Annotated in this window: 26 protein-coding genes and 1 other RNA gene; 3 read left to right on the top strand and 24 right to left on the bottom strand. The window is 48.4% G+C overall.

Annotation, left to right across the window (positions count from 1 at the left end; all coding sequences use genetic code 11):
- From HCN83_RS06200 to HCN83_RS06140, 13 genes are read right to left on the bottom strand one after another with little or no spacing between them, the layout of a single operon-like run.
- On the bottom strand, window positions 1-495 hold the full coding sequence (locus tag HCN83_RS06200) for a DUF669 domain-containing protein (RefSeq protein WP_168005516.1): 495 nt from the start codon (window positions 493-495) through the stop codon (window positions 1-3).
- Window positions 496-522: 27 nt separating this feature from the next.
- Complete coding sequence (locus HCN83_RS06195) at window positions 523-1,872, bottom strand: DEAD/DEAH box helicase (protein ID WP_168005514.1); 1,350 nt, start codon at window positions 1,870-1,872, stop codon at window positions 523-525.
- Window position 1,873: 1 nt separating this feature from the next.
- The gene (locus HCN83_RS06190) at window positions 1,874-2,518 is read right to left on the bottom strand and encodes a hypothetical protein (RefSeq protein ID WP_168005512.1); all 645 of its coding nucleotides are present in this window, start codon (window positions 2,516-2,518) and stop codon (window positions 1,874-1,876) included.
- Window positions 2,484-3,197: an AAA family ATPase gene (locus HCN83_RS06185; RefSeq protein ID WP_168005510.1), complete on the bottom strand. Its 714-nt coding sequence runs from the start codon at window positions 3,195-3,197 to the stop codon at window positions 2,484-2,486. Before HCN83_RS06185 ends, HCN83_RS06190 begins: the two co-directional genes overlap by 35 nt.
- Window positions 3,197-3,700: a host-nuclease inhibitor Gam family protein gene (locus HCN83_RS06180; RefSeq protein WP_246238107.1), complete on the bottom strand. Its 504-nt coding sequence runs from the start codon at window positions 3,698-3,700 to the stop codon at window positions 3,197-3,199. Before HCN83_RS06180 ends, HCN83_RS06185 begins: the two co-directional genes overlap by 1 nt.
- A 22-nt stretch (window positions 3,701-3,722) precedes the next feature.
- Window positions 3,723-3,986, bottom strand: coding sequence for a hypothetical protein (locus HCN83_RS06175; protein WP_168005507.1), 264 nt, complete (start codon window positions 3,984-3,986; stop codon window positions 3,723-3,725).
- Window positions 3,987-4,001: 15 nt separating this feature from the next.
- Window positions 4,002-4,163, bottom strand: a complete 162-nt coding sequence (locus HCN83_RS06170) for a hypothetical protein (RefSeq protein WP_168005505.1) — start codon at window positions 4,161-4,163, stop codon at window positions 4,002-4,004.
- Window positions 4,164-4,168: 5 nt separating this feature from the next.
- Window positions 4,169-4,477: a hypothetical protein gene (locus tag HCN83_RS06165; RefSeq protein WP_168005503.1), complete on the bottom strand. Its 309-nt coding sequence runs from the start codon at window positions 4,475-4,477 to the stop codon at window positions 4,169-4,171.
- A complete protein-coding gene (locus tag HCN83_RS06160) occupies window positions 4,474-4,614 on the bottom strand; it encodes an anti-repressor SinI family protein (RefSeq protein ID WP_168005501.1) in 141 nt (46 codons plus the stop codon). Before HCN83_RS06160 ends, HCN83_RS06165 begins: the two co-directional genes overlap by 4 nt.
- Entirely contained in the window at window positions 4,615-4,989 is a 375-nt protein-coding gene (locus HCN83_RS06155) for a hypothetical protein (RefSeq protein ID WP_168005499.1), read from the bottom strand.
- A complete protein-coding gene (locus HCN83_RS06150) occupies window positions 4,986-5,207 on the bottom strand; it encodes a hypothetical protein (protein ID WP_168005497.1) in 222 nt (73 codons plus the stop codon). Before HCN83_RS06150 ends, HCN83_RS06155 begins: the two co-directional genes overlap by 4 nt.
- Window positions 5,204-5,419, bottom strand: coding sequence for a helix-turn-helix transcriptional regulator (locus tag HCN83_RS06145; protein ID WP_168005495.1), 216 nt, complete (start codon window positions 5,417-5,419; stop codon window positions 5,204-5,206). Before HCN83_RS06145 ends, HCN83_RS06150 begins: the two co-directional genes overlap by 4 nt.
- Complete coding sequence (locus HCN83_RS06140; protein WP_168005493.1) at window positions 5,416-5,658, bottom strand: helix-turn-helix transcriptional regulator; 243 nt, start codon at window positions 5,656-5,658, stop codon at window positions 5,416-5,418. Before HCN83_RS06140 ends, HCN83_RS06145 begins: the two co-directional genes overlap by 4 nt.
- A 176-nt stretch (window positions 5,659-5,834) precedes the next feature.
- Between HCN83_RS06140 and HCN83_RS06135 the strand changes: the two genes are divergently transcribed.
- From HCN83_RS06135 to HCN83_RS06125, 3 genes are all read left to right on the top strand, one after another.
- Entirely contained in the window at window positions 5,835-6,257 is a 423-nt protein-coding gene (locus tag HCN83_RS06135) for a helix-turn-helix domain-containing protein (RefSeq protein WP_168005491.1), read from the top strand.
- Window positions 6,258-6,466: 209 nt separating this feature from the next.
- Window positions 6,467-7,561, top strand: coding sequence for a site-specific integrase (locus tag HCN83_RS06130; RefSeq protein ID WP_168005489.1), 1,095 nt, complete (start codon window positions 6,467-6,469; stop codon window positions 7,559-7,561).
- Entirely contained in the window at window positions 7,561-7,806 is a 246-nt protein-coding gene (locus HCN83_RS06125) for a hypothetical protein (protein ID WP_168005487.1), read from the top strand. The genes HCN83_RS06130 and HCN83_RS06125 overlap by 1 nt, the downstream gene beginning before the upstream one ends.
- Window positions 7,807-7,916: 110 nt before the next feature.
- On the opposite strand, the gene ssrA is transcribed toward HCN83_RS06125, so the two are convergent.
- The 11 genes from ssrA to HCN83_RS06070 all read right to left on the bottom strand — a co-directional run bounded on the left by ssrA (window position 7,917) and on the right by HCN83_RS06070 (window position 19,662).
- Window positions 7,917-8,284, bottom strand: a transfer-messenger RNA (tmRNA) gene (gene ssrA, locus HCN83_RS06120).
- A gap of 76 nt (window positions 8,285-8,360) precedes the next feature.
- Window positions 8,361-8,828, bottom strand: coding sequence for an SsrA-binding protein SmpB (smpB, locus tag HCN83_RS06115; RefSeq protein WP_168005485.1), 468 nt, complete (start codon window positions 8,826-8,828; stop codon window positions 8,361-8,363).
- Window positions 8,829-8,903: 75 nt separating this feature from the next.
- Window positions 8,904-11,219, bottom strand: coding sequence for a ribonuclease R (gene rnr / locus HCN83_RS06110; RefSeq protein ID WP_168005484.1), 2,316 nt, complete (start codon window positions 11,217-11,219; stop codon window positions 8,904-8,906).
- 40 nt (window positions 11,220-11,259) lie between these two features.
- Entirely contained in the window at window positions 11,260-12,006 is a 747-nt protein-coding gene (locus tag HCN83_RS06105; protein ID WP_168005483.1) for an alpha/beta hydrolase, read from the bottom strand.
- Window positions 11,972-12,736: an alpha/beta hydrolase gene (locus tag HCN83_RS06100; protein ID WP_168005482.1), complete on the bottom strand. Its 765-nt coding sequence runs from the start codon at window positions 12,734-12,736 to the stop codon at window positions 11,972-11,974. Before HCN83_RS06100 ends, HCN83_RS06105 begins: the two co-directional genes overlap by 35 nt.
- A 134-nt stretch (window positions 12,737-12,870) precedes the next feature.
- Window positions 12,871-13,101, bottom strand: coding sequence for a preprotein translocase subunit SecG (gene secG, locus HCN83_RS06095; protein ID WP_168005481.1), 231 nt, complete (start codon window positions 13,099-13,101; stop codon window positions 12,871-12,873).
- A 97-nt stretch (window positions 13,102-13,198) separates the two neighbouring features.
- Complete coding sequence (locus HCN83_RS06090) at window positions 13,199-14,242, bottom strand: Gfo/Idh/MocA family protein (RefSeq protein ID WP_168005480.1); 1,044 nt, start codon at window positions 14,240-14,242, stop codon at window positions 13,199-13,201.
- Window positions 14,243-14,774: 532 nt separating this feature from the next.
- The gene (eno, locus tag HCN83_RS06085; protein ID WP_168005479.1) at window positions 14,775-16,058 is read right to left on the bottom strand and encodes a phosphopyruvate hydratase; all 1,284 of its coding nucleotides are present in this window, start codon (window positions 16,056-16,058) and stop codon (window positions 14,775-14,777) included.
- Window positions 16,059-16,166: 108 nt separating this feature from the next.
- Window positions 16,167-17,702: a 2,3-bisphosphoglycerate-independent phosphoglycerate mutase gene (gene gpmI, locus HCN83_RS06080; protein ID WP_168005478.1), complete on the bottom strand. Its 1,536-nt coding sequence runs from the start codon at window positions 17,700-17,702 to the stop codon at window positions 16,167-16,169.
- Window positions 17,695-18,453: a triose-phosphate isomerase gene (tpiA, locus tag HCN83_RS06075; RefSeq protein ID WP_168005476.1), complete on the bottom strand. Its 759-nt coding sequence runs from the start codon at window positions 18,451-18,453 to the stop codon at window positions 17,695-17,697. The genes gpmI and tpiA overlap by 8 nt, the downstream gene beginning before the upstream one ends.
- Before the next feature lie 24 nt (window positions 18,454-18,477).
- On the bottom strand, window positions 18,478-19,662 hold the full coding sequence (locus tag HCN83_RS06070; RefSeq protein WP_168005474.1) for a phosphoglycerate kinase: 1,185 nt from the start codon (window positions 19,660-19,662) through the stop codon (window positions 18,478-18,480).
- Window positions 19,663-19,676: the final 14 nt, after the last annotated feature.

Raw genomic sequence — 19,676 nt, 5'->3', positions numbered from 1 at the left:
TTAAAATGGCATTTCTGAGTCATTCACTTGCACTGACTGTCCTTCATGATCCTGTCGATCCGAGTTCTGAAACTGATGCTGTGAGTTCGGGAACTTCGACTGCTTCCAAGACTTCACGTTCAGGTTGTTATAAGTCTGCCCGTTGTACTCGGATTCCTCATTCTTCACGCTGACGATTGCTACCTTACCTGCAAAATCATCCAGCAGCTCCTGCATGGATTTATATTGCTTTCCGTTTTGGAGCTGGCACGCCTTGCCCATCGTGTTAAACATTTTCATGTTGTACTTGCCAGTATCTTTCTTCTTCCAGACCTTGTGGAAGATATGCTGATTCTTATGCTTTTGCTCCAGATCGTTTCGCACGACCAGATCAAATTCAGCGTATTCTGCGCCGCTTTGTGTAGCGTCCTCTTTTGCGTGCTTGATGATAACCTCATATTCTCCGTCTTTTATGCCGCCTTCATATACATCTTCATGATCCAGTTGAAATACCATAGATAATTCGCTCCTTTAAAATGTTTTTTATCTGATGAAACCTCGTGCCTTGCCCTGGTGATAGATCCAGCCTTTTTTATATCCCTGCCTCTCGGCGTATGCAGCCAGCTCCTCCATGTTTCGGCAGTCATCGGGGGAAGAGTAGTCAAGTACAATCAACTTTTTCTGCTCTTCCTTCTCTCGTTTGATCTCTTCGAGCTCAATTTCTTTGATGTTTTCCATTTCTTTCGGCTGTACCTGCAGCTCATGCCCACAGTTCGGGCATACTCTTTCTTCCGTCGGATAAACGGCGAAGCATTGTTCACACTGACGGATCCGAAACATGCCGTCTTCCTGTACATTTTTCGGCTTTTTGAACTTCTCTCCGAGCGTCCATTCGTGCTCATCGTCCGGCAGCCCATGCCGCTCGAAATTATTCACGTGATCCAGTATCACAGCCGTCTTCCCTTCTCTGTATCGAAGGGCTCGGCACGCCTGCTGAATGTACAGTGCTGTGGAATCAGTAGGACGTAGCAAAATGCAGCAGTCTACGTCTGGACAGTCAAATCCGACACTAATGAGATCCACATTACATAGGACCGTGATTTCTCCTTTTCGGAAGCGAGATATGATTCGATCCCGCTCCCGTTTCGGTGTGTTTCCGTCGAAGTGGACCGCATGGATCCCAGCCGCATTAAATTCTTCTGCCATCATTTCGCTATGCTTGATCGTGGAGCAGTAACAGATCGTTTGCTTCCCTGCAGCTATATCCGAGTAATGTTTAATGACATCCCCGAAAACTGCCTTTTGAGACAATAGTTCTTCTGCCTGACTCTGATCAAATTCGCCTCGTTTTTTCTTTAAAGCGGATAGATCAGCGACGGACGGTGCATAGTATTTATATGGTGCCAGGTAGCCGCGATCAATCAGTGACCGAACCGACTCTCCAAGTATCAGATCATCGTAGGTTTCCCCCAGCGGCTTCCCGTCCAGTCTGGAAGGTGTTGCTGTTAGTCCGGCTATCTTCGCGTCAGGAAATGCCTCAATGATTCTCTGCCAGGTCCTTGCGGCGCTGAAATGGCACTCGTCAAAAATGATGAAGTCCGGCTTCGGGTATTTTTCAAGATTCCGAGAGACAGTGCCGATCATGACGATGTGGATATTCGTGCGGTCGATGTTAAACGCATCGAATGTAGCGACTGTCTGATCCAGCAGCTCCTTTCGGTGTACAGCGAACCATACGGTTTTACCTTTCTTCTGTGACTGCTCGGCCATGAAAGCGAAGAGGACTGTTTTACCCCCTCCACAGCCGAGCACGATACATGGCGATCGGCTTCCTCGTTGGTATGAGTCTCTAATCTTTTTGATCAGAGTCTCCTGATAATCTCTGAGTTGCATTTTATTCAATCATCCCTTTGACTCTGGAAGGCTTAAAAAATGCATCATGTACATTCCATCCGGATTTCAATCTACGATGAGTTTTCCTGTAGTTAAACCCGAGTTCATCTGCCCATTGTTTTAAAGGCTTTGTTTCACCTCTGTATTCAACCAGAAAATTTGATCGCCGATTTAGTGCTTGTTCTTTCACCGTTGACCACTTGCAATTATCAGGCGAGTAACCCAAATCGTTGTTCAATCTGTCGATCGTCAGCCCTGGCTCATAACCCGAAGAAAGAGCCCATGCCATGAAAGATTCAAAACTTCGCCATTCATGACAAATTGAAATCCCCCTTTCAGAGTAGTAATGGGATTCGTTATATTTTGGGTTAGTGCATCGATTGATCATTGATGACCAGATACGGTATAACCTAGTCCGGCTCCCTCTTTTTGAGTTTCCATGTTTGATCTGTGCTTTTGCTGCATTTTCCTTTTGAATACAACCACATGATCTTGTAAGCCCTTTTCTCAAACTAGCGCCATCAATTGTCTTGTGATTACCGCAATCACATACGCACACCCAATGAACTCCTGGTTTGCCTATATTAATTCTCCTGATGACCCTAAGCCGATTAAACTTTTTCCCCTTCAGATTGATCATCTGCATTAGCTTCCACCTCTTGTTTCAGAATCAGCTCACTTTGCAAACAGCCTTTCCGATCATCGATCTGATTTTTTGCATAGGTGCTATTAGTCGAACTCAAGACAAAACCTCTTTCACCGTCGGTATTGACCGCAAGCTTTCCAACTACATCACAAAGGCCCAAAACGTTATTAAGAATTTTCCTGTTCAACTGTGGAAAACTTCTGTTCCATTGTTGACCACTGGAGTCAGTAAATAGATCATCCATTTCCCAAGCTGTCCAGATCACGTTAGCTCCGAGGCTCTTCATATATCGCAGGCTGTTTACAACTCGAAATTGCATGTACTGATAATCTGCCTGAGAAGGGACACCTTTATTTTTTCCTTTGCTTCCAAGATCAGAAAGAAGGCAGCGTTCGAGCTCGCTGATATTGTCAACAACTATATTTTCATAAACGCCTTGATAGTTCTTCTCTAACTCAAGAATGATGCTTCCCCACTCATCCCATGTGGCTGTATTGCTCACATAAACGATGTCTATGTGATCTTCACCTTTTAGAACTCTGCTTGTTCTATCGACGTCAAGAACCAGAGTTTTTCCAGGAAGATGCTTAATTGAAGTTGTCTTCCCCATGCCTGGAGGTCCGTATATTAAATACGTCCCCCTCTCTGATTTAATATCTTTTGCCGGTGTAATCTGCATCATTCAACCTCCAGCTTATAATTGACCTGTTCCGGTTTTACCGTGACACCCGGCACAATCTCACCGTCCTGATCAATCACTTTCAATTCGCCGTCCTGCTCAATAATGTGCAGCTGCTTCTTCAGCTCTGCCCATTTCACTGTCGGCTTGATAAACTCCGGCTTGTCTTCCACATATTTCAGCAGCTCCAGCTCGTCCTGCTTATCGACTGTCTGAGAGGATCGGCGGCTTTTTGATTTACCGTAAGGTGTGCTGAGCGTTTTCGCCTTCGGATCCTCTGCAAGCTGTTGGGCATGATAATTGTGGATGAGCTGTTCAAAATACGATTTGTCATTCTCGAGTTTCTTCAGCTCATCTGATTCCCATTCTGCAATGCGGTCTTTTTCTGCTTTTGCGACTGATTTAATCTCGTCTTCCTGGGCTTTGATTTTATGCAGCTTCTCAAACGCCCATGTGAGACTGCCCAGGTCAGTGATCTGGAAAGGTTCAGTGTTAGTATTCATATATGTGCCTCCCGTGTTATACTTAATAAAAGGTTTTTTCATCGTCCTCGGTTGCCGCCGGGGATTTTTTCTGTTCATAGAAAGCTATTGCCTCGAATTTTTCTGTCGACTTCATTACCCATTGTGCTCCTTCATAGCTGCCTATCGTGAACGGTTTGAGCCCTTCGATGATGTGAAGTTGCTCTTCTGCTTCTTCTTCAGTTCTGGCATTGAATTTCTTAGCATCAACTTTGAACCCAGCATCAATCAACTCGCCCACCGTGTAATCTCGGTAATGCTTTGGCATTTTATTCACCTCCTTTTAAAATCCATCGCTGGTAATCACCATTGCCATATCGTCGTACTCATCTGATGCAAACTTAATATCTACCACTGTTTTGAGTGGATTGTCCTGCAGCCACTTGTTGACCTGCTTTGCTGTCATGACTTCCACTTTCAGGGCACCTGCTCGTTGATTAATCATCCGTTTCACCTCCCTCCATAAATCACATCTGTGATCTGCTTCCTTGCCTGGGCTTCCACTTTCAAAAACGTTTCTGCCAGCTCCTTCACTTCCACCATGCCTTCTTGTGCTTCAAGGTCCGACATATAAAGCACCCGCCAGTGTAGCGCTGTGGTAATCATCTGGATCTCCATCATGTCCACTTTCAGTACGCCGGTCTGGACCTTCTCGATCAGCATGTTTGTTAGTGCAGAGTGAAACTGGCTTGTTCTGCCGCGGACGCTTTTCAGGGATGCTGTGATGATGTCAATATCTCGCTTATCGAGTCCGATCATGACGAACGCTTCCTTTCTAAGAACTGCTTAATGTCTTCCGCTGGTATGCCGATCTGCAGCGCTTCGAGCACAAGCTGCTTCCATTCCTGATCCGGTCGTGTTTCCCGCTGGAGTCGTTCGATTGTGCCGGGTCTCATTTATTCGTCCTCCAGGATGTAGAATTTGCGGTTATGAATTTCTATGTTTTCAGGAATGAAATTAGAAATCATGCTGTGCATGTTTTTAAACTCGTAAAACGCCTCACCCGTCACGTTGCTTTTGCTTTTTATTTTCTTGCCTTCCCATACAGCCTTATAAGCCTCCCACGGTTCCACCGGCTCTGGTTCAATGTCTGCAACTCCTAGCCATGCGGCGGCTATCTGGTCATCTGTCATATCTTCAAGACATTTATTTATTTCATAAACTGCACCATAAATACGCATTCGAGGAATATCCGTTAGAGTTCCAGGAGTTGAATTTTTCCATTTAGTCACTCTATCTTGCTGCTCTCGCGTCACCGTGATCTTTTTCATCCTACAGCCTCCACTTCCCGCACCATAGCGACCAGGTGCTGATGTTCGTTGGGATCGAGCTTGTTCCAGTCGTAGCACTCTCCGAGATCCTGCTTGAAACAGGCAAGCCGTTTCTCTCGGAGCTCTGGATTTGGACAGGCTTTAATGCTGTCGAGCCTGACACGCAGTAAATTCAGGTTGATGTAGTAGCGAGCTGGATGCGTTTCTGTGATGGTCAATGTGATTCCTCCTTATCCTCTATCGGGAACAATGTATTCAAATCAGTTTTGAACAGTTGCGCCAGAATCTTAGCTTCACGGATAGTGAAGTCACGATGCCCGTTTTCTTTCCGGCAATATGTGAGAGGCGTAACGCCCAACACTTTAGCGACTTCATTTTGCTTCATCTGATTCTGGCGCCTGTGAATATACACATCTACTGGCCGTTTCATACCGTCTCCCCTTTCTCTTTTTCTCCATTTTTAGTGGAGTTACGTGGAGAAAAAATATCTTCAATCGGAAGATCGAAGAACCGAGAAAGTTCAAACATCTCATCAGCCTTGAAAGGCGTTTCTCCATGTTCACGTGGAATATAAATACGTACATCAATACCAAGTATTTTTGCAATCTGCTGCTGCGTAACGCCACGTTCTTTTCGGAGCCGGATCAGTTTCCACTGTCGGTTATCCATAATAGTCACACCTCCTTGCTGTGTTTGTACCCATATCATAATCCACTAATAATAGAGTGTCAACACAAAACTTCACTTTTACGAAAACTTTTTCACAAAAAGACCGCAAAACTCCACTGATTGTGGTATAATTAAATTATAGTTTTCAAGAAACTTCATAAAAGGAGGAATTGATAATGGAAAATAAACGAATTTCAAAAGAAGAATTATCGGCTTACATAGGATCTCGAATAAAGAAGCACCGAAAAGAAAGGAAAATGACGCAGAAAGAGCTTGGAGATCGTGTGGGGGTCGGCCACACCACCATTTCATCCTATGAAGTCGGTCGAATTGTACCTGATCAAGACACCCTGTTCATGTTAGCCGGTGTTTTTGATATCAGCGTAGATGACCTTTTTCCAGAAAAGACGGTGCAGCCTGATGAAGTCATTCAAAAAGCATTGATTTTAGCAGGAGAAAAACTGAATAAAGAAGAAGCTGAATTTCTCCAAAAGTTAATTACAAAAACGTTAGCTCTGCCGCCGGAAAAGCGGAACGAGTTCCTCGGGAATCTCGAACTTACGCTCAGTATTTTCGAGTCCAGGAATGATGAGAAATGAGGAGTCGGGCGTACTTTCTACTTTTAGTGCGTCCTTTTCTTTTACTAATTTAATGACGTAGAGCAGCTGCTGGACATCCAAAGAATCACCCTTTGTTCGTTTGTCTGTTCTCATCATAGCATAAATAAGAACACTTGTTCTACAAAAATATCGTAATTATTTCATATTTCTGGCATTATAGTCATTTATCTATATAGGAAGGTGATCACATGGCAGTCTACAAAGCCGATAACGGCACCTATTATTTTCAGGCGTCTGTCACGAAAGATGGCAAACGAAAACAGGTGAAGCGCCGCGGGTTTAAAACGAAACGGGAAGCGACGCTTGCTGAAATGGATGAGATCCGCAAAATTGAGAATCAGACCGGATCAGCAGATGACGGCATCCTGTTTGGGAATCTCTGCGATGAGTTCCTGACCTGGTACCATCTACGGCGGAAAATCTCCAGTTATAAGAAAGTACAGGGCGTGATCGAGACGCATCTAAGGCACCGTTTCGGGCACAAGCGGATCAGCATGATCCGGCCGCGGCACATTACGCAGCTGCAGGATGAACTGATCGGGAAGCATTCCATCAATCACGTACAGAAAATTCACGTTGTCTTCTCCCAGGTCTTTAACTTTGCCGTTAAGCAGGAGTACACCACATACAATCCATGTAAAGTGGCCGGGAACGTGGAAGGAAAAGCAGACAAGCGCATTGACTACTGGACGTTGGAAGAGTTCAGGCGGTTTTATGATGTTGTGGATGAGCCGTTATATCAGGCGTTTTTCATGCTGCTCTATTACTCAGGAATGAGAAAAGGAGAAATGCTCGCACTCACATGGCGGGATATAGATGCGGATAATCATATCATCAATGTGGATAAGACTGTGTATAACCGTGATGTGACGACTCCGAAAACCGAAGCCGCGATCAGGCGGATCATGGTGCCAAAGCAGGTGATACGGTTACTCACACAGTTGAAAGCACAGCAGCCCTATGCAGAATCAGATCATGTGGTATTCGGTGATTTTTATGATCACGTATCAACGACCACACTGGACCGTAAATTTCACAAGTGGACGGAAGAAGCTGGTCTGCATCGGATCCGCCTGCATGACTTCCGGCATTCACACGCTTCGTATCTCATTAACAGGAGCACCATCATATCTGTGATAGCGGCTCGTCTGGGCCACGCAGATATAGCAGAGACGCTGAACACGTACTCGCATCTCTACCCGTCCACAGAGCAGGAGGCAGTGGCGAAAATGGAGGATGACTTTAAGAGTGCAGCAGTGATTAATTTTAAGGAGGTGAGGTAGTGATTAAAATTAACAAATTAGATTATCCAGACTATTATCCTTGTTCTTGCGGAATGAAGTTAGAGTTAAAAATAAATGATTATACCACTTATTACAAAGGAAAGAGAATGAAAATATTAGATGCTCCTGTATATGAATGCCCCTCTGGTCATATTCAAACTGCCAGAGTGACAAAAGTTAGAATTAAGAAACTTTTAAAAGAAGCTCACAAAATGAATGAAAGCGAAATAAATTACCAGAGTTAAATAAAAAAACCGCCCATAAAATGAGCGGCTCCCACCAATATATTTATTAAAGTTACCAGTGAAGTTACCACCGGATTTAAAACCCTGTCATATCAACGGTTTTTAAGTATTGGTGGAGACGGCGGGAATCGAACCCGCGTCCAGGGATAACGCAACTTACGCTTCTACGAGTGTAGTTGATTTATTAGAATTTCGCCGCTGCTTCAGCCAATCAACAGGCTTCCGCAGGGCTAACCTGATTAATCTCCTGCCGTCTTCCTCAGGTGGAGGAACACGACCGTAGCCCACTTAGAGTGAGTCCCGGATCCTTCACATGGGCGATGAAGGGCGGAACCGCAAGCAGGGTTTTTACGCCGCTGCTAGTGCGAAGTTTTCTTCTTTGTTGCCAACTATAGGCAAGGTGAGCGTTTTTACGAGGACACTCAGCTCGACTCGCCACGTAAATCCGACCTATCCCTGTCGAATCCAGAACGTCCCCATGCTTGAGAGAACGTTAAGGAGTGTGGACCTTAACGGTATCTTCCATTGTAACACAAGCAGCTGTATAGTCAAGTTCAGCGGCCGAGCTGCTCATCTTTGAAGGCGCGCTGTATTTCACGCTTCGCGTCTTTACGCTTTAAGTCTTCGCGCTTATCGAACTTCTTCTTCCCTTTACCGAGTCCAATCAGCACTTTAGCGACTCCGTTTTTAATATAAACTTTCAGCGGCACCAGCGTATACCCCTTCTGCTTTGTCAGCCCGATCAGCTGATTGATCTGCTTGCGGTGCAAAAGGAGCTTGCGCGGACGCTCCGGTTCATGGTTATGCCGGTTGCCCTGCTCATACTCGCTGATATGCATATTGTGCAGCCAGGCTTCTCCATTGGAAATTCGTGCGAAGGAATCCTTCATGTTGACCCGGCGGTTGCGGATCGATTTAATCTCGGTTCCGGTAAGCACCATGCCGGCTTCATACGTTTCTTCGATCGCATAGTCGTGATTGGCTTTTTTATTTTGTGCAATTGGTTTGTTGAAATCGGACATTGGCAGTGCATCCTTTCCTCGTTGCTTCCAAAACTGCCGCTGTGCCGGAGCAAAGCTGCTCCGGCATGGCGGTTATTATGATTTCTTTTTAGCTTTACGGCGCTGATTTTTCGGCAGGTTTTCATAAAACGGCTTTTTCTTGCCGCGTTTCTTTTTGCCGCCTTTTTTATCATCCTGCGATGAGCTGCCTTCCTGCTTCGGCTTTCTGCCCCGCTTTTTTGACGAATCGATCACTTCAGCCGTATCTTTCCGTTTTGGACGGCGCTTTTTCATGCCGATGATTTCAAAGTCAATAATTCGTTCATCGACGTTGACGTTCGCCAGCCGGACTTCAAGCTCATCGCCGATTTGGAACGTAGCTTTGCTTCGTTCGCCGATCATCGCCAGACGCTTTTCATCAAAATGATAATAGTCGTCGGTCATGTAGCTGACGTGAACCAGTCCTTCGATCGTATTCGGCAGGCGGACAAACAGCCCGAAGTTCGTAACACCGCTGATCACACCGGTAAACTCTTCCCCGATTTTATCCTCCATATACTGCACTTTTTTCAGGTCATCTGTTTCGCGCTCGGCATCTTCTGCACGACGTTCCATTTCAGAAGAGTGCTTCGTTAATTCCGGAAGCTTCTCCTGCCAGTGGTCGACGGTCTGATCGTCTGTCTTGCCTTCGATCAGGTACGTACGGATCAACCGGTGCACGATTAAATCCGGATAGCGGCGGATCGGTGACGTAAAGTGCGTATAGAAATCTGCCGCAAGACCGAAGTGACCGGCGTTTTGAGGATCATACTTCGCCTGCTTCAGAGAACGGAGCAGCATCGTGCTGATCACCGGCTCTTCCGCTTCACCCTTAATACTTCTCAGCAGCTTCTGCAGCGCCTGAGGATGCACGCCGTTGGCCGTTCCTTTAATGACATAGCCAAACCCGGCTACGGTTTCCAGAAACTGCGCGAGCTTTGTTTCATCCGGATCTTCGTGAATCCGGTACACGAACGGCAGCTTCAGCCAGTGAAAGTGCTCCGCGATCGTTTCGTTTGCAGCGAGCATGAATTCTTCAATCAGCTTCTCCGCCACGCTGCGCTCGCGGATCGATACATCCGTCGGTCGGCCTTCCTCGTTCACGTGTACCTGCGCTTCTTTAAAATCGAAATCAATGGCCCCGCGCTGAAACCGCTTTTTGCGGAGAACAGCAGCGAGCTCTTCCATGTCTTTAAAGAACGGCACAAGCTCTTCGTAGCGCTTCATCACTTCTTCATCTTCGTCTTCGAGAATTTTGCGCACGTCCGTATAGGTCATGCGTTCATTCGTACGAATCACGCTTTCGAAAATCTCGTGGTGCACCACTTCTCCTGAAGGATTGATCTCCATATTACAGGAGAGCGTCAGCCGGTCCACCTGCGGGTTCAGTGAGCAGATGCCGTTGGAAAGACGGTGCGGGATCATTGGAATGACGCGGTCAACGAGATAGACGCTCGTGGCACGGTCATACGCTTCTTTATCGATCGGCGAATTTTCGGTCACGTAGTGCGAAACGTCCGCAATATGAACGCCCAGCATGTAGTTGCCGTTGTCTAGGCGCTTCACCTGAACGGCATCGTCAAGGTCCTTCGCATCTGCGCCATCAATCGTTACAATCATTTCCTCACGCAGATCGCGTCTGCCTTCCAGATCTTCCGGATCTATTTCATCCGGCACGTTTTCCGCATGACGAATCGCCTCTTCCGGAAAATCTCCCGGCAGCCCGTGCTTGTGAATAATCGACATAATATCGACGCCCGGGTCGTTTTTATGACCGATGATTCTCGTCACGTGCCCTTCCGCACTCGCCCGCCCTTCGGCGTAACGGGTGATCTCGACGACAACTTTATGACCGTCTACGGCTCCGAGCGCCTGGTTCTGCGGAATAAAAATATCGGCAGGAATCCGTTTGTCATCCGGCACTACAAATCCAAAGCCTTTCTGTTCCTGATACGTGCCGACAGTCTGAGTTGTCCCGCGGCGTAAAATACGCACGATCGTGCCTTCCTGGCGGTCTCCTCCAGATTCCGACTGAACGCGGACGAGCACTTCGTCGCTGTTCATCGCCCCGTTCATTTCACGCGGAGCGACGTAAATGTCATCGCCTTCGCCTTCCGTCTTTATAAACGCAAAGCCTTTCGGATGCATGATGACACTGCCCCGCTGCAAATTCATCCGCTCCGGCAGTCCGTAACGGTTTGTTCTCGTGCGCACGAGGTGTCCTTCTTCTTCCAGCTCATTCAGCAGTTTCACCGCTTCTTTAAACCGGTCAGCTTCTTCAAGCTGAAGTATTTCTTCTAATTCTTTCATTCCAAGCGGCTTATCCGCCTGCTTAATTTCGTCCAAAATGAGGTCTTTTGTTATATCCTGCATTATTGGTCTCCTTTCATGATGCGAGACCACTCATGAGTTATTATTCTGTCCAGTCCAGCGATTCAAGGAACGCGTAGATGTCTTCATGCAGCTGGTCTCGTTCTTTATCGAGTGTAATAACGTGGCCTGATTCTTCATACCACTTCAGTTCTTTATGGTCTGTCTCCACCGTTTCGTAGATGATGCTGGCACTGTTAATGTCAATCATTCTGTCTTTCTTGCCCTGAGCAACAAATGTTGGCGTGTAAATCTGATCGAGGTTTTCTTTTACTTCCTGATTTAAGCCTCTCAGCTTTTGAATCGTCTCTGTCTGTGTCCCGTCAAACGCCTTCATTTCTGCTTCAATTTCCTCTTCCGGCTTCTGCTCATTCTGCTTATACTTGCGGGCGTATTCTTCCACGCCTTTGAACATTTTTTCTTCACTTTGAATTTCCACCGGTGAGCACATTGTAAAAAGACCTTTTAACGGCACCGTATAGCCGAGCTTTAATGAATAAACGCCTCCGAGAGACAACCCGCCTGCTGCGATTTCTTCGTAGCCGTCATCTTTCAGCTTCTGATAGGCCGCCTGCACATCTTCCCACCAGTCTTCAGGTCCGGATTGTACCAGCTCTTCTGGTGGGACACCGTGGCCGGTCATATGCGGTGCATAGCACGTGTAGCCGCGCTTGTTCAGGTAGCGTCCGAGCATGCGGGTGTCTGCTGAATTTCCGGTAAAGCCGTGCAGCAGCAGCACCGCCCTCGGTCCGCCTTTAAACATGAATGGTTTCGGTTGAGCGATCTTCATCATCAGTCTTTATACTCCTTCTGTCTTCCGTTCCTGCAAGCTCAGGACTGTTCAGGAAATGTCCGAGCTTATTTAAAAATGCCTCTTTTTGATCGCCAAACCAGATATAATGCTTAGCATCTTCAAAAAAGAATATTTCCTTATCTTCTGAACGGATATTTTCATAAATATAGTCAGCACTTCTTGCCGGTACGAGCCCGTCCTTCTCTCCCTGGACGATGAGCGTCGGCACCGTAATATCAGCCAGCGCATGGCGCAGCTTTTTAACAAGACGTGCAAATTCCAGAGTGGCTGTTGCCGGGGTCCGCTTTATTTTATCACGGTAAAAATGGTATATGTCGTTTCCGTCAAGTTCTCCCTTAATGCCTTCCATCACCCAGCCTTTTACATCTTCCGCGATTTGGCGCGGGTTCAAGTAAAAGACGGCTGATGAGACGAGTACGAGCTTATCAATCGGATAATGGGCTGCAAGGTAGCCTGCAATCACACCGCCCATGGAAAAACCAATGACATATACTTTGTCACACCTGTTTATCAGTTCTTCCAGTGCTACCTTTGCTTTGTAGATCCACTCGCGATGGTCCGCTTCTTTCAGACCGTTTTTCGTTCCGTCGTGGCCGGGGAGTTCCGGGGTGTATACGAGCCAGTTATTCTGCCTCATATACTGTTGTATGTCCTCAACTTCCTGAGGTGTTCCGGTAAATCCATGGATAATCAGACAGCCTATCATAATGCGTCACCTTCCCGGGTTCGTCGTTTCCTGCTGTTATGAGCAGTTATTCCCGAAAAAAGGCTCTGTTAACCCGGGCCCCACAAAAAAAGAGGCCGTCCGGTTCAATTCCGGAACAGCCTCTGTCCTTGCGTTTACATAAAATAACCGAGCCAGAGAGCAAACACGAAGAAAAGAATACCAAGCACAACCGTTGCACGGCTGAGCACTGCTTCCAATCCTCTTGCTTTCTGCTTGCCGACCATCTGCTCGGCACCGCCTGAAATAGCTCCTGACAAACCGGCGCTGCGGCCTGACTGAAGCAAAACGACTGCGATGAGCAGAATCGATGTAATGACTAACGCCACTGACAGAAGTTGTTCCACGGAATACACCCCTTGTTAAACGTACATGAATACCTTTTGAAAATATAACACGAACTGCCGATTCACGCAAGAGCTTACGCAAACTGCCGCAAACCGTTCACCGGAATGAAACTGCCTTTCCCGTGGCTGCTGACTCATATAAGGCGTCCACGAGCTGCTGGACATAGGTGCCCTGATTCGGCGGGGCAGGAGCAGCTTTTTTATCGAGTACGTCCAGAACGTGCGTGAGCTGCCGGTCGTAAGCATCCCGGTCTTCCATTTTATCAAGAAATACCGGTGTCGTATCGAGCAACGCACCGTATTTTTCCCCATACATCCGGAATGGCGACGTATCCGCTCCTCCTTCATCCCCAAAAAAGGAAACGTTCAGCCGCTCCTGTTCAGCCGTATTCGCCGCGTAGGATGTTTCCAGCACGAGCGAACTGCCGTTTTCAAACCGGATCATGCCCGAGGCGAAATCTTCGACACTGAACGTATGTGGATCCCAGTCTCCAAGCAGTCCGACACCCGGTTTCCTCCCGAGCCGCTGGTGCGTCACGCCCATCACTTCCACTGGCTTTGGAAAGCCGCTGATGTACGCGGCAAGGTCGAGCATGTGAACCCCAACGTCAATCAGCGGGCCGCCGCCCTGCTTTTCCTTATCCGTAAATGAGCCCCAGCCGGGAATACCGCGCCGCCTGACCGCCTGTACGTTCATATGATAAATATCGCCAAGCTCGCCGCTGTCGACAGCCTTTTTCAAGACGATTGTTTCCAGCTGAAATCGGTGGTGAAACCCGTACATCAGATGACGATCCGCGTCTGACGCGGCTTTTTCCATCAGCGACGCCTCGGCAGCATTCATAGCCGGCGGCTTCTCACAAAACACGTGAACTCCTGCTTCAAACGCTCTCCTTACGGACGCTGCATGGTACGCGTTTGGAACGCAGATCAAGACGAGGTCGAGCTGTTCATTTGCATACATCTCTGCTTCTGACGTATATACTCCGGGAATATGAAAGCGCTCGGCCGCTTTCTGAGCTGTTTCATGCGTTCGTGATGTGACAGCGGCGATTTCCGCTCTTCCGTCCTTTAACAGCGCCGGAATATGAGCGGTTGTGGCAATCATGCCCGGGCCTACAATACCGATACGATAAGTCATGAAGATCCTCCGTTTCTTTCAGGTGCGGAACCTGAGACAGTCTTTCCAGTACCATTCGCTGTCTGAGATGGAAATTCCTCTTTCTGTGTAACTAGCTGTCATCTTTCGTTCTTGAGAAGCGCATCGTGCGGATGAAGTGACCTCCGCATTGATGTGGTGACGAGCCTCCTTGATAAATATTCCCGGCACTAATTTAACACGTTTTTCTCTATCATAAACAACGATAACATTCGGTCTGAGGATCAAACGTGAAGCGTCGAGAACGAAACAATTTTTGCTGTTTTACAAGAGGATGGCACATCAATATGTACAAAAAAAGATGAACGCTTTTTGGAAAAAGGGAGAATGACAAAGTACGAGGCCGAAAGCGTCCAGAATTAGGGGGCCAGAACGTTTCAAGCCAAAAGTTGAACACTTTCATTTCACCCGGTCAAATCCAGCTTCTGCAGATGGCGTCCGTCCACCTCTACCTCGGCATCCGACAGAAAAAACGCCGCCCCAGGTCACTCTGGAGCGGCGTTTCATATCATACTTATTTGTTTAGATTGTAGAATGCTGTTTTACCAGCGTATTTGCCGACGTACTGCAGCTCGTCCTCAATGCGGAGAAGCTGGTTGTACTTCGCCACGCGGTCTGTACGAGAAGGAGCACCCGTTTTGATCTGACCAGCGTTTGTCGCAACTGCGATGTCCGCGATCGTTGCATCTTCTGTTTCACCGGAACGGTGAGAGATAACGTTCGTGTAGCCGGCGCGCTTCGCCATTTCGATCGCTTCGAACGTTTCAGAAAGCGTACCAATCTGGTTTACTTTGATCAGAATGGAGTTGCCGATGCCTTCTTCAATACCGCGGGAGAGCTTTTCCGTGTTCGTTACGAACAGGTCGTCCCCTACAAGCTGAACTTTATCGCCGAGACGCTCAGTCAGCTTCTTGAAGCCGTCCCAGTCGTTCTCATCCAGTCCGTCTTCGATGGAAATGATCGGATACTTGTCGCAAAGCTCTGCGTAGAACTCTACCATTTCTTCAGACGTTTTTACAACGCCTTCACCTTTCAGGTTATACTTGCCGTCTTCGTAGATTTCAGAAGCAGCGACATCCATTGCAAGCTGAATTTCTTCACCCGGCTTGTAGCCTGCTTTTTCGATCGCTTCAATGATCGTAGACAGTGCTTCTTCGTTGGAGCCGAGGTCAGGAGCGAATCCGCCTTCGTCCCCTACAGCTGTGTTGTAGCCTTTGGAGCTCAGTACCTTCTTCAGGTTGTGGAAGATTTCCGCACCCATCTGCAGCGCTTCGGAGAACGTGCCAGCGCCGACCGGCATAATCATGAATTCCTGAATGTCGACGTTATTGTCAGCGTGCTCGCCGCCGTTCAGAATGTTCATCATTGGCGTCGGCAGCGTCTTCGCATTGAATCCACCGAGGTACACGTAAAGCGGTACGCCGAGTGCGTCAGCTGCTGCGTGTGCAGCTGCCATGGATACACCAAGAATCGCGTTTGCGCCAAGTTTTTCTTTATTTGGCGTGCCGTCGAGATCGATCATCAACTGGTCGATGCCGAGCTGATCGAGAACGTCAAAGCCGACGAGTTCCGGAGCGATCTCATCGTTGACGTTATCGACTGCCTTCGTAACGCCTTTGCCCATCCACGTGTCGCCGCCGTCACGGAGCTCTACTGCTTCGTATTCACCAGTGGACGCGCCGCTTGGAACGATTGCACGGCCAAATGCACCGCTTTCTGTGTGTACTTCTACTTCTACTGTCGGGTTCCCGCGGGAATCGAGAACTTGTCGTGCATATACATCTGTAATAATAGTCATCGTTGTATTCTCTCCTTTTATTAGATGTTGATGAAAGATTTGCTGCCGGCGTCCGCCCTGATCAGGACAAGGTGAAGCAGAGCGGTCCGCCTGCCGTTCTGACACAGCTTACTTTTTAATCAGGCTCTTGCCTGTCATTTCTTCAGGCTGATTAATCTCAAGCAGTTCGACCATCGTCGGTGCCAAATCGCCAAGAATGCCGTCTTCGCGAAGCGTCACGTTTTTATCCGTCACGATCACCGGCACTGGGTTCGTTGTGTGAGCGGTCATCGGAGACCCGTCTTCCATTTCCAGAACGTCCGCGTTGCCGTGATCGGCGGTGATAATCGTTTTTCCGCCTTTTTCTTCGATCAGATCTACAATTTTGCCGAGACACTCATCAACGGCTTCCACTGCCTTGATGGTCGGTTCAAGCTTGCCGGAATGACCGACCATGTCCGGGTTGGCAAAATTGAGGATGATCATATCGTGCTTATCGCTGCGGATTTCTTCGAGCAGCGCGTCGGTTACTTCGTACGCACTCATCTCAGGCTGCAGATCATACGTAGCTACTTTTGGCGAATCGATCAGCACTCGCTCTTCGCCGGGGTATTCCTTTTCACGGCCGCCGCTGAAAAAGAACGTCACGTGCGGATACTTTTCCGTTTCCGCGATGCGAAGCTGCTTTAAGCCGGCGTCAGAGACCGTTTCCCCGAGCACGTTTTTCATGCTCGTCGGCTTGAACGCTACCTTGCCCTGAATGGACTCGCTGAACTGCGTCAGGCAGACGTAATGAACGTTTTTCGGAAAGCGTTCACCGAGATCAAAGTCGTCGAAGTCGTTTTTCGTAAACACTTCTGACAGCTGAATCGCACGGTCCGGACGGAAGTTGAAGAAAATGATCGCGTCGTTGTCCTGAATCGTGCCGACCGGCGTTTCGCCGTCTTCTGTAATAACAGAAGGAAGGAAAAACTCATCGTGTACCTCTTTTTCATAAGAGGCTTCAATCGCTTCCTGTGTGCTCGAAAACGTTTCACCTTCACCATACACCATGGCCCGGTAGCTTTTTTCCACACGGTCCCAGCGCTTATCCCGGTCCATAGCATAGTAGCGCCCCTGAATGGTGGCCAGCTGCCCGGTGCCGAGCTCTTTCATTTTTTCTTCCAGCTCCTGCAGGTACTTAAGCGCCGTCGTTGGGCCGACGTCACGGCCGTCCAGGAATGCATGAACGTACACTTTCTCTACCTTTTCACGGTGGGCCATCTCAAGCAGTGCATACAGGTGCTTAATATGGCTGTGAATACCGCCGTCAGACACGAGGCCGTACAAATGCAGAGCAGTTCCGTTTTTCTTCACGTGATCCATCGCTTCCTGGAACTCTTCATTGTCAAAGAAGGAACCGTCTTCAATGGACAGGTTCACGCGCGTCAGACTCTGGTAAACGACGCGTCCGGCACCGATGTTCAGGTGGCCGACTTCCGAGTTGCCCATCTGCCCTTCCGGAAGTCCGACTGCTAAACCGCTTGCCTGCAGTGTTGCATGCGGATAGCTGTTCCAGTAGCGGTCAAAGTTCGGCGTATTCGCCTGGGCGACCGCATTCCCTTTCGTTTCGTCCCGGAGGGCAAAGCCGTCCAGAATAATCAATGCTTTTGGTGCTTTACTCATTTCCAGCCTCCACAAGTTTCAAGAAAGAATCTGCTTCCAGGCTTGCTCCACCGACGAGCGCGCCGTCGATATCCTGCTGGCCGAGAAGGTCTTCGATATTTGCAGGCTTTACACTGCCGCCGTACTGAATCTGCACAGCGTCTGCTGTATCAGCAGAAAACGTATTGGACAATACTTCACGTATCACGCCGCACGTTTCGTTGGCATCTTCAGATGAAGCCGTTTTGCCTGTTCCGATCGCCCATACTGGTTCGTAGGCAACGACTGTTTTCTGAACGTCTGATTCAGAGAGACCTTCCAGTGCGCCCTTCACCTGCGTCGTCACAACGTCGTTCGTCTTGTTGGCTTCGCGCTCCTCAAGCGTTTCTCCGACACAGATAATCGGCGTCAGACCGTGGCTGAGAGCAGCTTTTACCTTCTTATTCACAGACTCATCCGTTTCGCCGAACATGTCGCGGCGCTCCGAATGCCCAATGACCACGTACTCTACGCCCAGATCCTTAAGAGCTGCAGGACTTGTTTCTCCAGTGAACGCACCGTTGTCTTCAAAGTGCATGTTCTGAGCGGCAATTTTCAGGTCAGTGCCTTGTGCTTCCTGTACGAGTGCGTCCAGAAACAGGTCCGGTGAGCAGACGATCGCCTCGACCTTGGATGCCGATGGAATGCTGTTCTTTACTTCCTGTACGAATGAAACAGCTTCTGATTTTGTTTTGTTCATCTTCCAGTTTCCTGCAATAATCGGTTTACGCATTGAGACATTCCTCCTGAATTAAGCTTATTTGTCGTTCAGTGCTGCAACACCAGGCAGTTCTTTTCCTTCAATGAACTCGAGAGAAGCGCCGCCGCCTGTGGACATATGATCCATTTTTTCTGCGTAGCCGAATTTCTCGACTGCAGCGGCAGAGTCTCCTCCTCCGATGACTGTATACGTGTCCTCAGCGTCCGCAAGTGCTTCTGCAACGCCGATCGTGCCTTTTGCGAACGAATCAAGCTCAAATACACCCATCGGCCCGTTCCAAATGACAAGCTTGGAGTTCTTAATGACATCAGCGTACGCTTTAATCGTTTCCGGGCCGATGTCGAGTGCTTCCCAGTCTGCCGGAATATCGTCGATGGAAACGACTTTTTTGTTCGCATCTTCACCAAAGTCATCCGCTACCATGACATCCTGCGGCATGTAGAACTTGACGCCCTTTTCTTCCGCTTTTTGCATAAACTGCTTTGCCAGATCAATTTTATCTTCTTCCAGCAGGGATTTACCAATTTCTTTGCCTTGCGCCTTTACGAACGTATACGCAAGTCCTCCGCCAATAATGAGGTTATCTACTTTATCAAGCAGATTGTCGATAACACCGATTTTGTCTTTCACTTTTGCTCCGCCGATGATGGCTGTAAACGGCCGTTCCGGCGATTCAAGTGCTTTTCCGAGAACGTCAAGCTCCTTCTCCATGAGAAGTCCTGCAACAGCAGGCAGATGCTCGGCAATTCCTGCGGTGGAAGCATGGGCGCGGTGGGCTGCACCGAACGCGTCATTGACGTAGATATCAGCAAGCTCCGCGAACTGCTTTGCGAGACCGCCGTCGTTTTTCTCTTCTCCAGCTTCAAAACGCACGTTTTCAAGCAGCACGATGCCGCCTTCGTCAATATGTTCCACCGCCTGCTTCGGCTCCTCACCGTAAACGGCATCCGTTTTGACTACTTCCCGCTCCAGAAGGTCACTCAAACGTTTCGCTACCGGGTCAAGCCGCAGCTCCTCAACCGCCTCTCCTTTCGGACGTCCGAGGTGGCTTGCCAGAATCACTTTCGCTCCCTGGTCAGCCAGCATCTTGATCGTTGGCAGAGCCGCCCGGATTCGCGTATCATCGGTTACTTCCCCGTCCTTCATCGGAACGTTAAAGTCCACCCGGCAGAATACACGTTTTCCTTTAACATCGATGTCACGCACAGATTGCTTGTTCATCGCATATAACCTCC

This window comes from Alkalicoccus luteus (assembly GCF_012034335.1).
Lineage (GTDB): Bacteria > Bacillota > Bacilli > Bacillales > Salisediminibacteriaceae > Alkalicoccus > Alkalicoccus luteus_A.
This window is presented reverse-complemented; position numbering and strand designations above follow the sequence as displayed.

What these genes read in the sequence shown, in the direction of transcription:
- HCN83_RS06100 (WP_168005482.1), bottom strand. Translation starts at nt 12,736, where the DNA reads ATGATAGGCTGTCTGATTATCCATGGATTTACCGGAACACCTCAGGAA.
- rnr (WP_168005484.1), bottom strand. Translation starts at nt 11,219, where the DNA reads ATGCAGGATATAACAAAAGACCTCATTTTGGACGAAATTAAGCAGGCG.
- gpmI (WP_168005478.1), bottom strand. Translation starts at nt 17,702, where the DNA reads ATGAGTAAAGCACCAAAAGCATTGATTATTCTGGACGGCTTTGCCCTC.
- HCN83_RS06160 (WP_168005501.1), bottom strand. Translation starts at nt 4,614, where the DNA reads ATGAGACCCGGCACAATCGAACGACTCCAGCGGGAAACACGACCGGAT.
- HCN83_RS06195 (WP_168005514.1), bottom strand. Translation starts at nt 1,872, where the DNA reads ATGCAACTCAGAGATTATCAGGAGACTCTGATCAAAAAGATTAGAGAC.
- HCN83_RS06155 (WP_168005499.1), bottom strand. Translation starts at nt 4,989, where the DNA reads ATGAAAAAGATCACGGTGACGCGAGAGCAGCAAGATAGAGTGACTAAA.
- HCN83_RS06140 (WP_168005493.1), bottom strand. Translation starts at nt 5,658, where the DNA reads ATGGATAACCGACAGTGGAAACTGATCCGGCTCCGAAAAGAACGTGGC.
- smpB (WP_168005485.1), bottom strand. Translation starts at nt 8,828, where the DNA reads ATGTCCGATTTCAACAAACCAATTGCACAAAATAAAAAAGCCAATCAC.
- HCN83_RS06180 (WP_246238107.1), bottom strand. Translation starts at nt 3,700, where the DNA reads ATGAATACTAACACTGAACCTTTCCAGATCACTGACCTGGGCAGTCTC.
- tpiA (WP_168005476.1), bottom strand. Translation starts at nt 18,453, where the DNA reads ATGCGTAAACCGATTATTGCAGGAAACTGGAAGATGAACAAAACAAAA.
- HCN83_RS06175 (WP_168005507.1), bottom strand. Translation starts at nt 3,986, where the DNA reads ATGCCAAAGCATTACCGAGATTACACGGTGGGCGAGTTGATTGATGCT.
- HCN83_RS06105 (WP_168005483.1), bottom strand. Translation starts at nt 12,006, where the DNA reads ATGAAGATCGCTCAACCGAAACCATTCATGTTTAAAGGCGGACCGAGG.
- eno (WP_168005479.1), bottom strand. Translation starts at nt 16,058, where the DNA reads ATGACTATTATTACAGATGTATATGCACGACAAGTTCTCGATTCCCGC.
- HCN83_RS06130 (WP_168005489.1), top strand. Translation starts at nt 6,467, where the DNA reads ATGGCAGTCTACAAAGCCGATAACGGCACCTATTATTTTCAGGCGTCT.
- HCN83_RS06200 (WP_168005516.1), bottom strand. Translation starts at nt 495, where the DNA reads ATGGTATTTCAACTGGATCATGAAGATGTATATGAAGGCGGCATAAAA.
- HCN83_RS06145 (WP_168005495.1), bottom strand. Translation starts at nt 5,419, where the DNA reads ATGAAACGGCCAGTAGATGTGTATATTCACAGGCGCCAGAATCAGATG.
- HCN83_RS06135 (WP_168005491.1), top strand. Translation starts at nt 5,835, where the DNA reads ATGGAAAATAAACGAATTTCAAAAGAAGAATTATCGGCTTACATAGGA.
- HCN83_RS06185 (WP_168005510.1), bottom strand. Translation starts at nt 3,197, where the DNA reads ATGCAGATTACACCGGCAAAAGATATTAAATCAGAGAGGGGGACGTAT.
- HCN83_RS06170 (WP_168005505.1), bottom strand. Translation starts at nt 4,163, where the DNA reads ATGATTAATCAACGAGCAGGTGCCCTGAAAGTGGAAGTCATGACAGCA.
- HCN83_RS06090 (WP_168005480.1), bottom strand. Translation starts at nt 14,242, where the DNA reads ATGACTTATCGTATCGGTATTGTAGGCCCGGGCATGATTGCCACAACC.
- HCN83_RS06165 (WP_168005503.1), bottom strand. Translation starts at nt 4,477, where the DNA reads ATGATCGGACTCGATAAGCGAGATATTGACATCATCACAGCATCCCTG.
- HCN83_RS06190 (WP_168005512.1), bottom strand. Translation starts at nt 2,518, where the DNA reads ATGCAGATGATCAATCTGAAGGGGAAAAAGTTTAATCGGCTTAGGGTC.
- HCN83_RS06070 (WP_168005474.1), bottom strand. Translation starts at nt 19,662, where the DNA reads ATGAACAAGCAATCTGTGCGTGACATCGATGTTAAAGGAAAACGTGTA.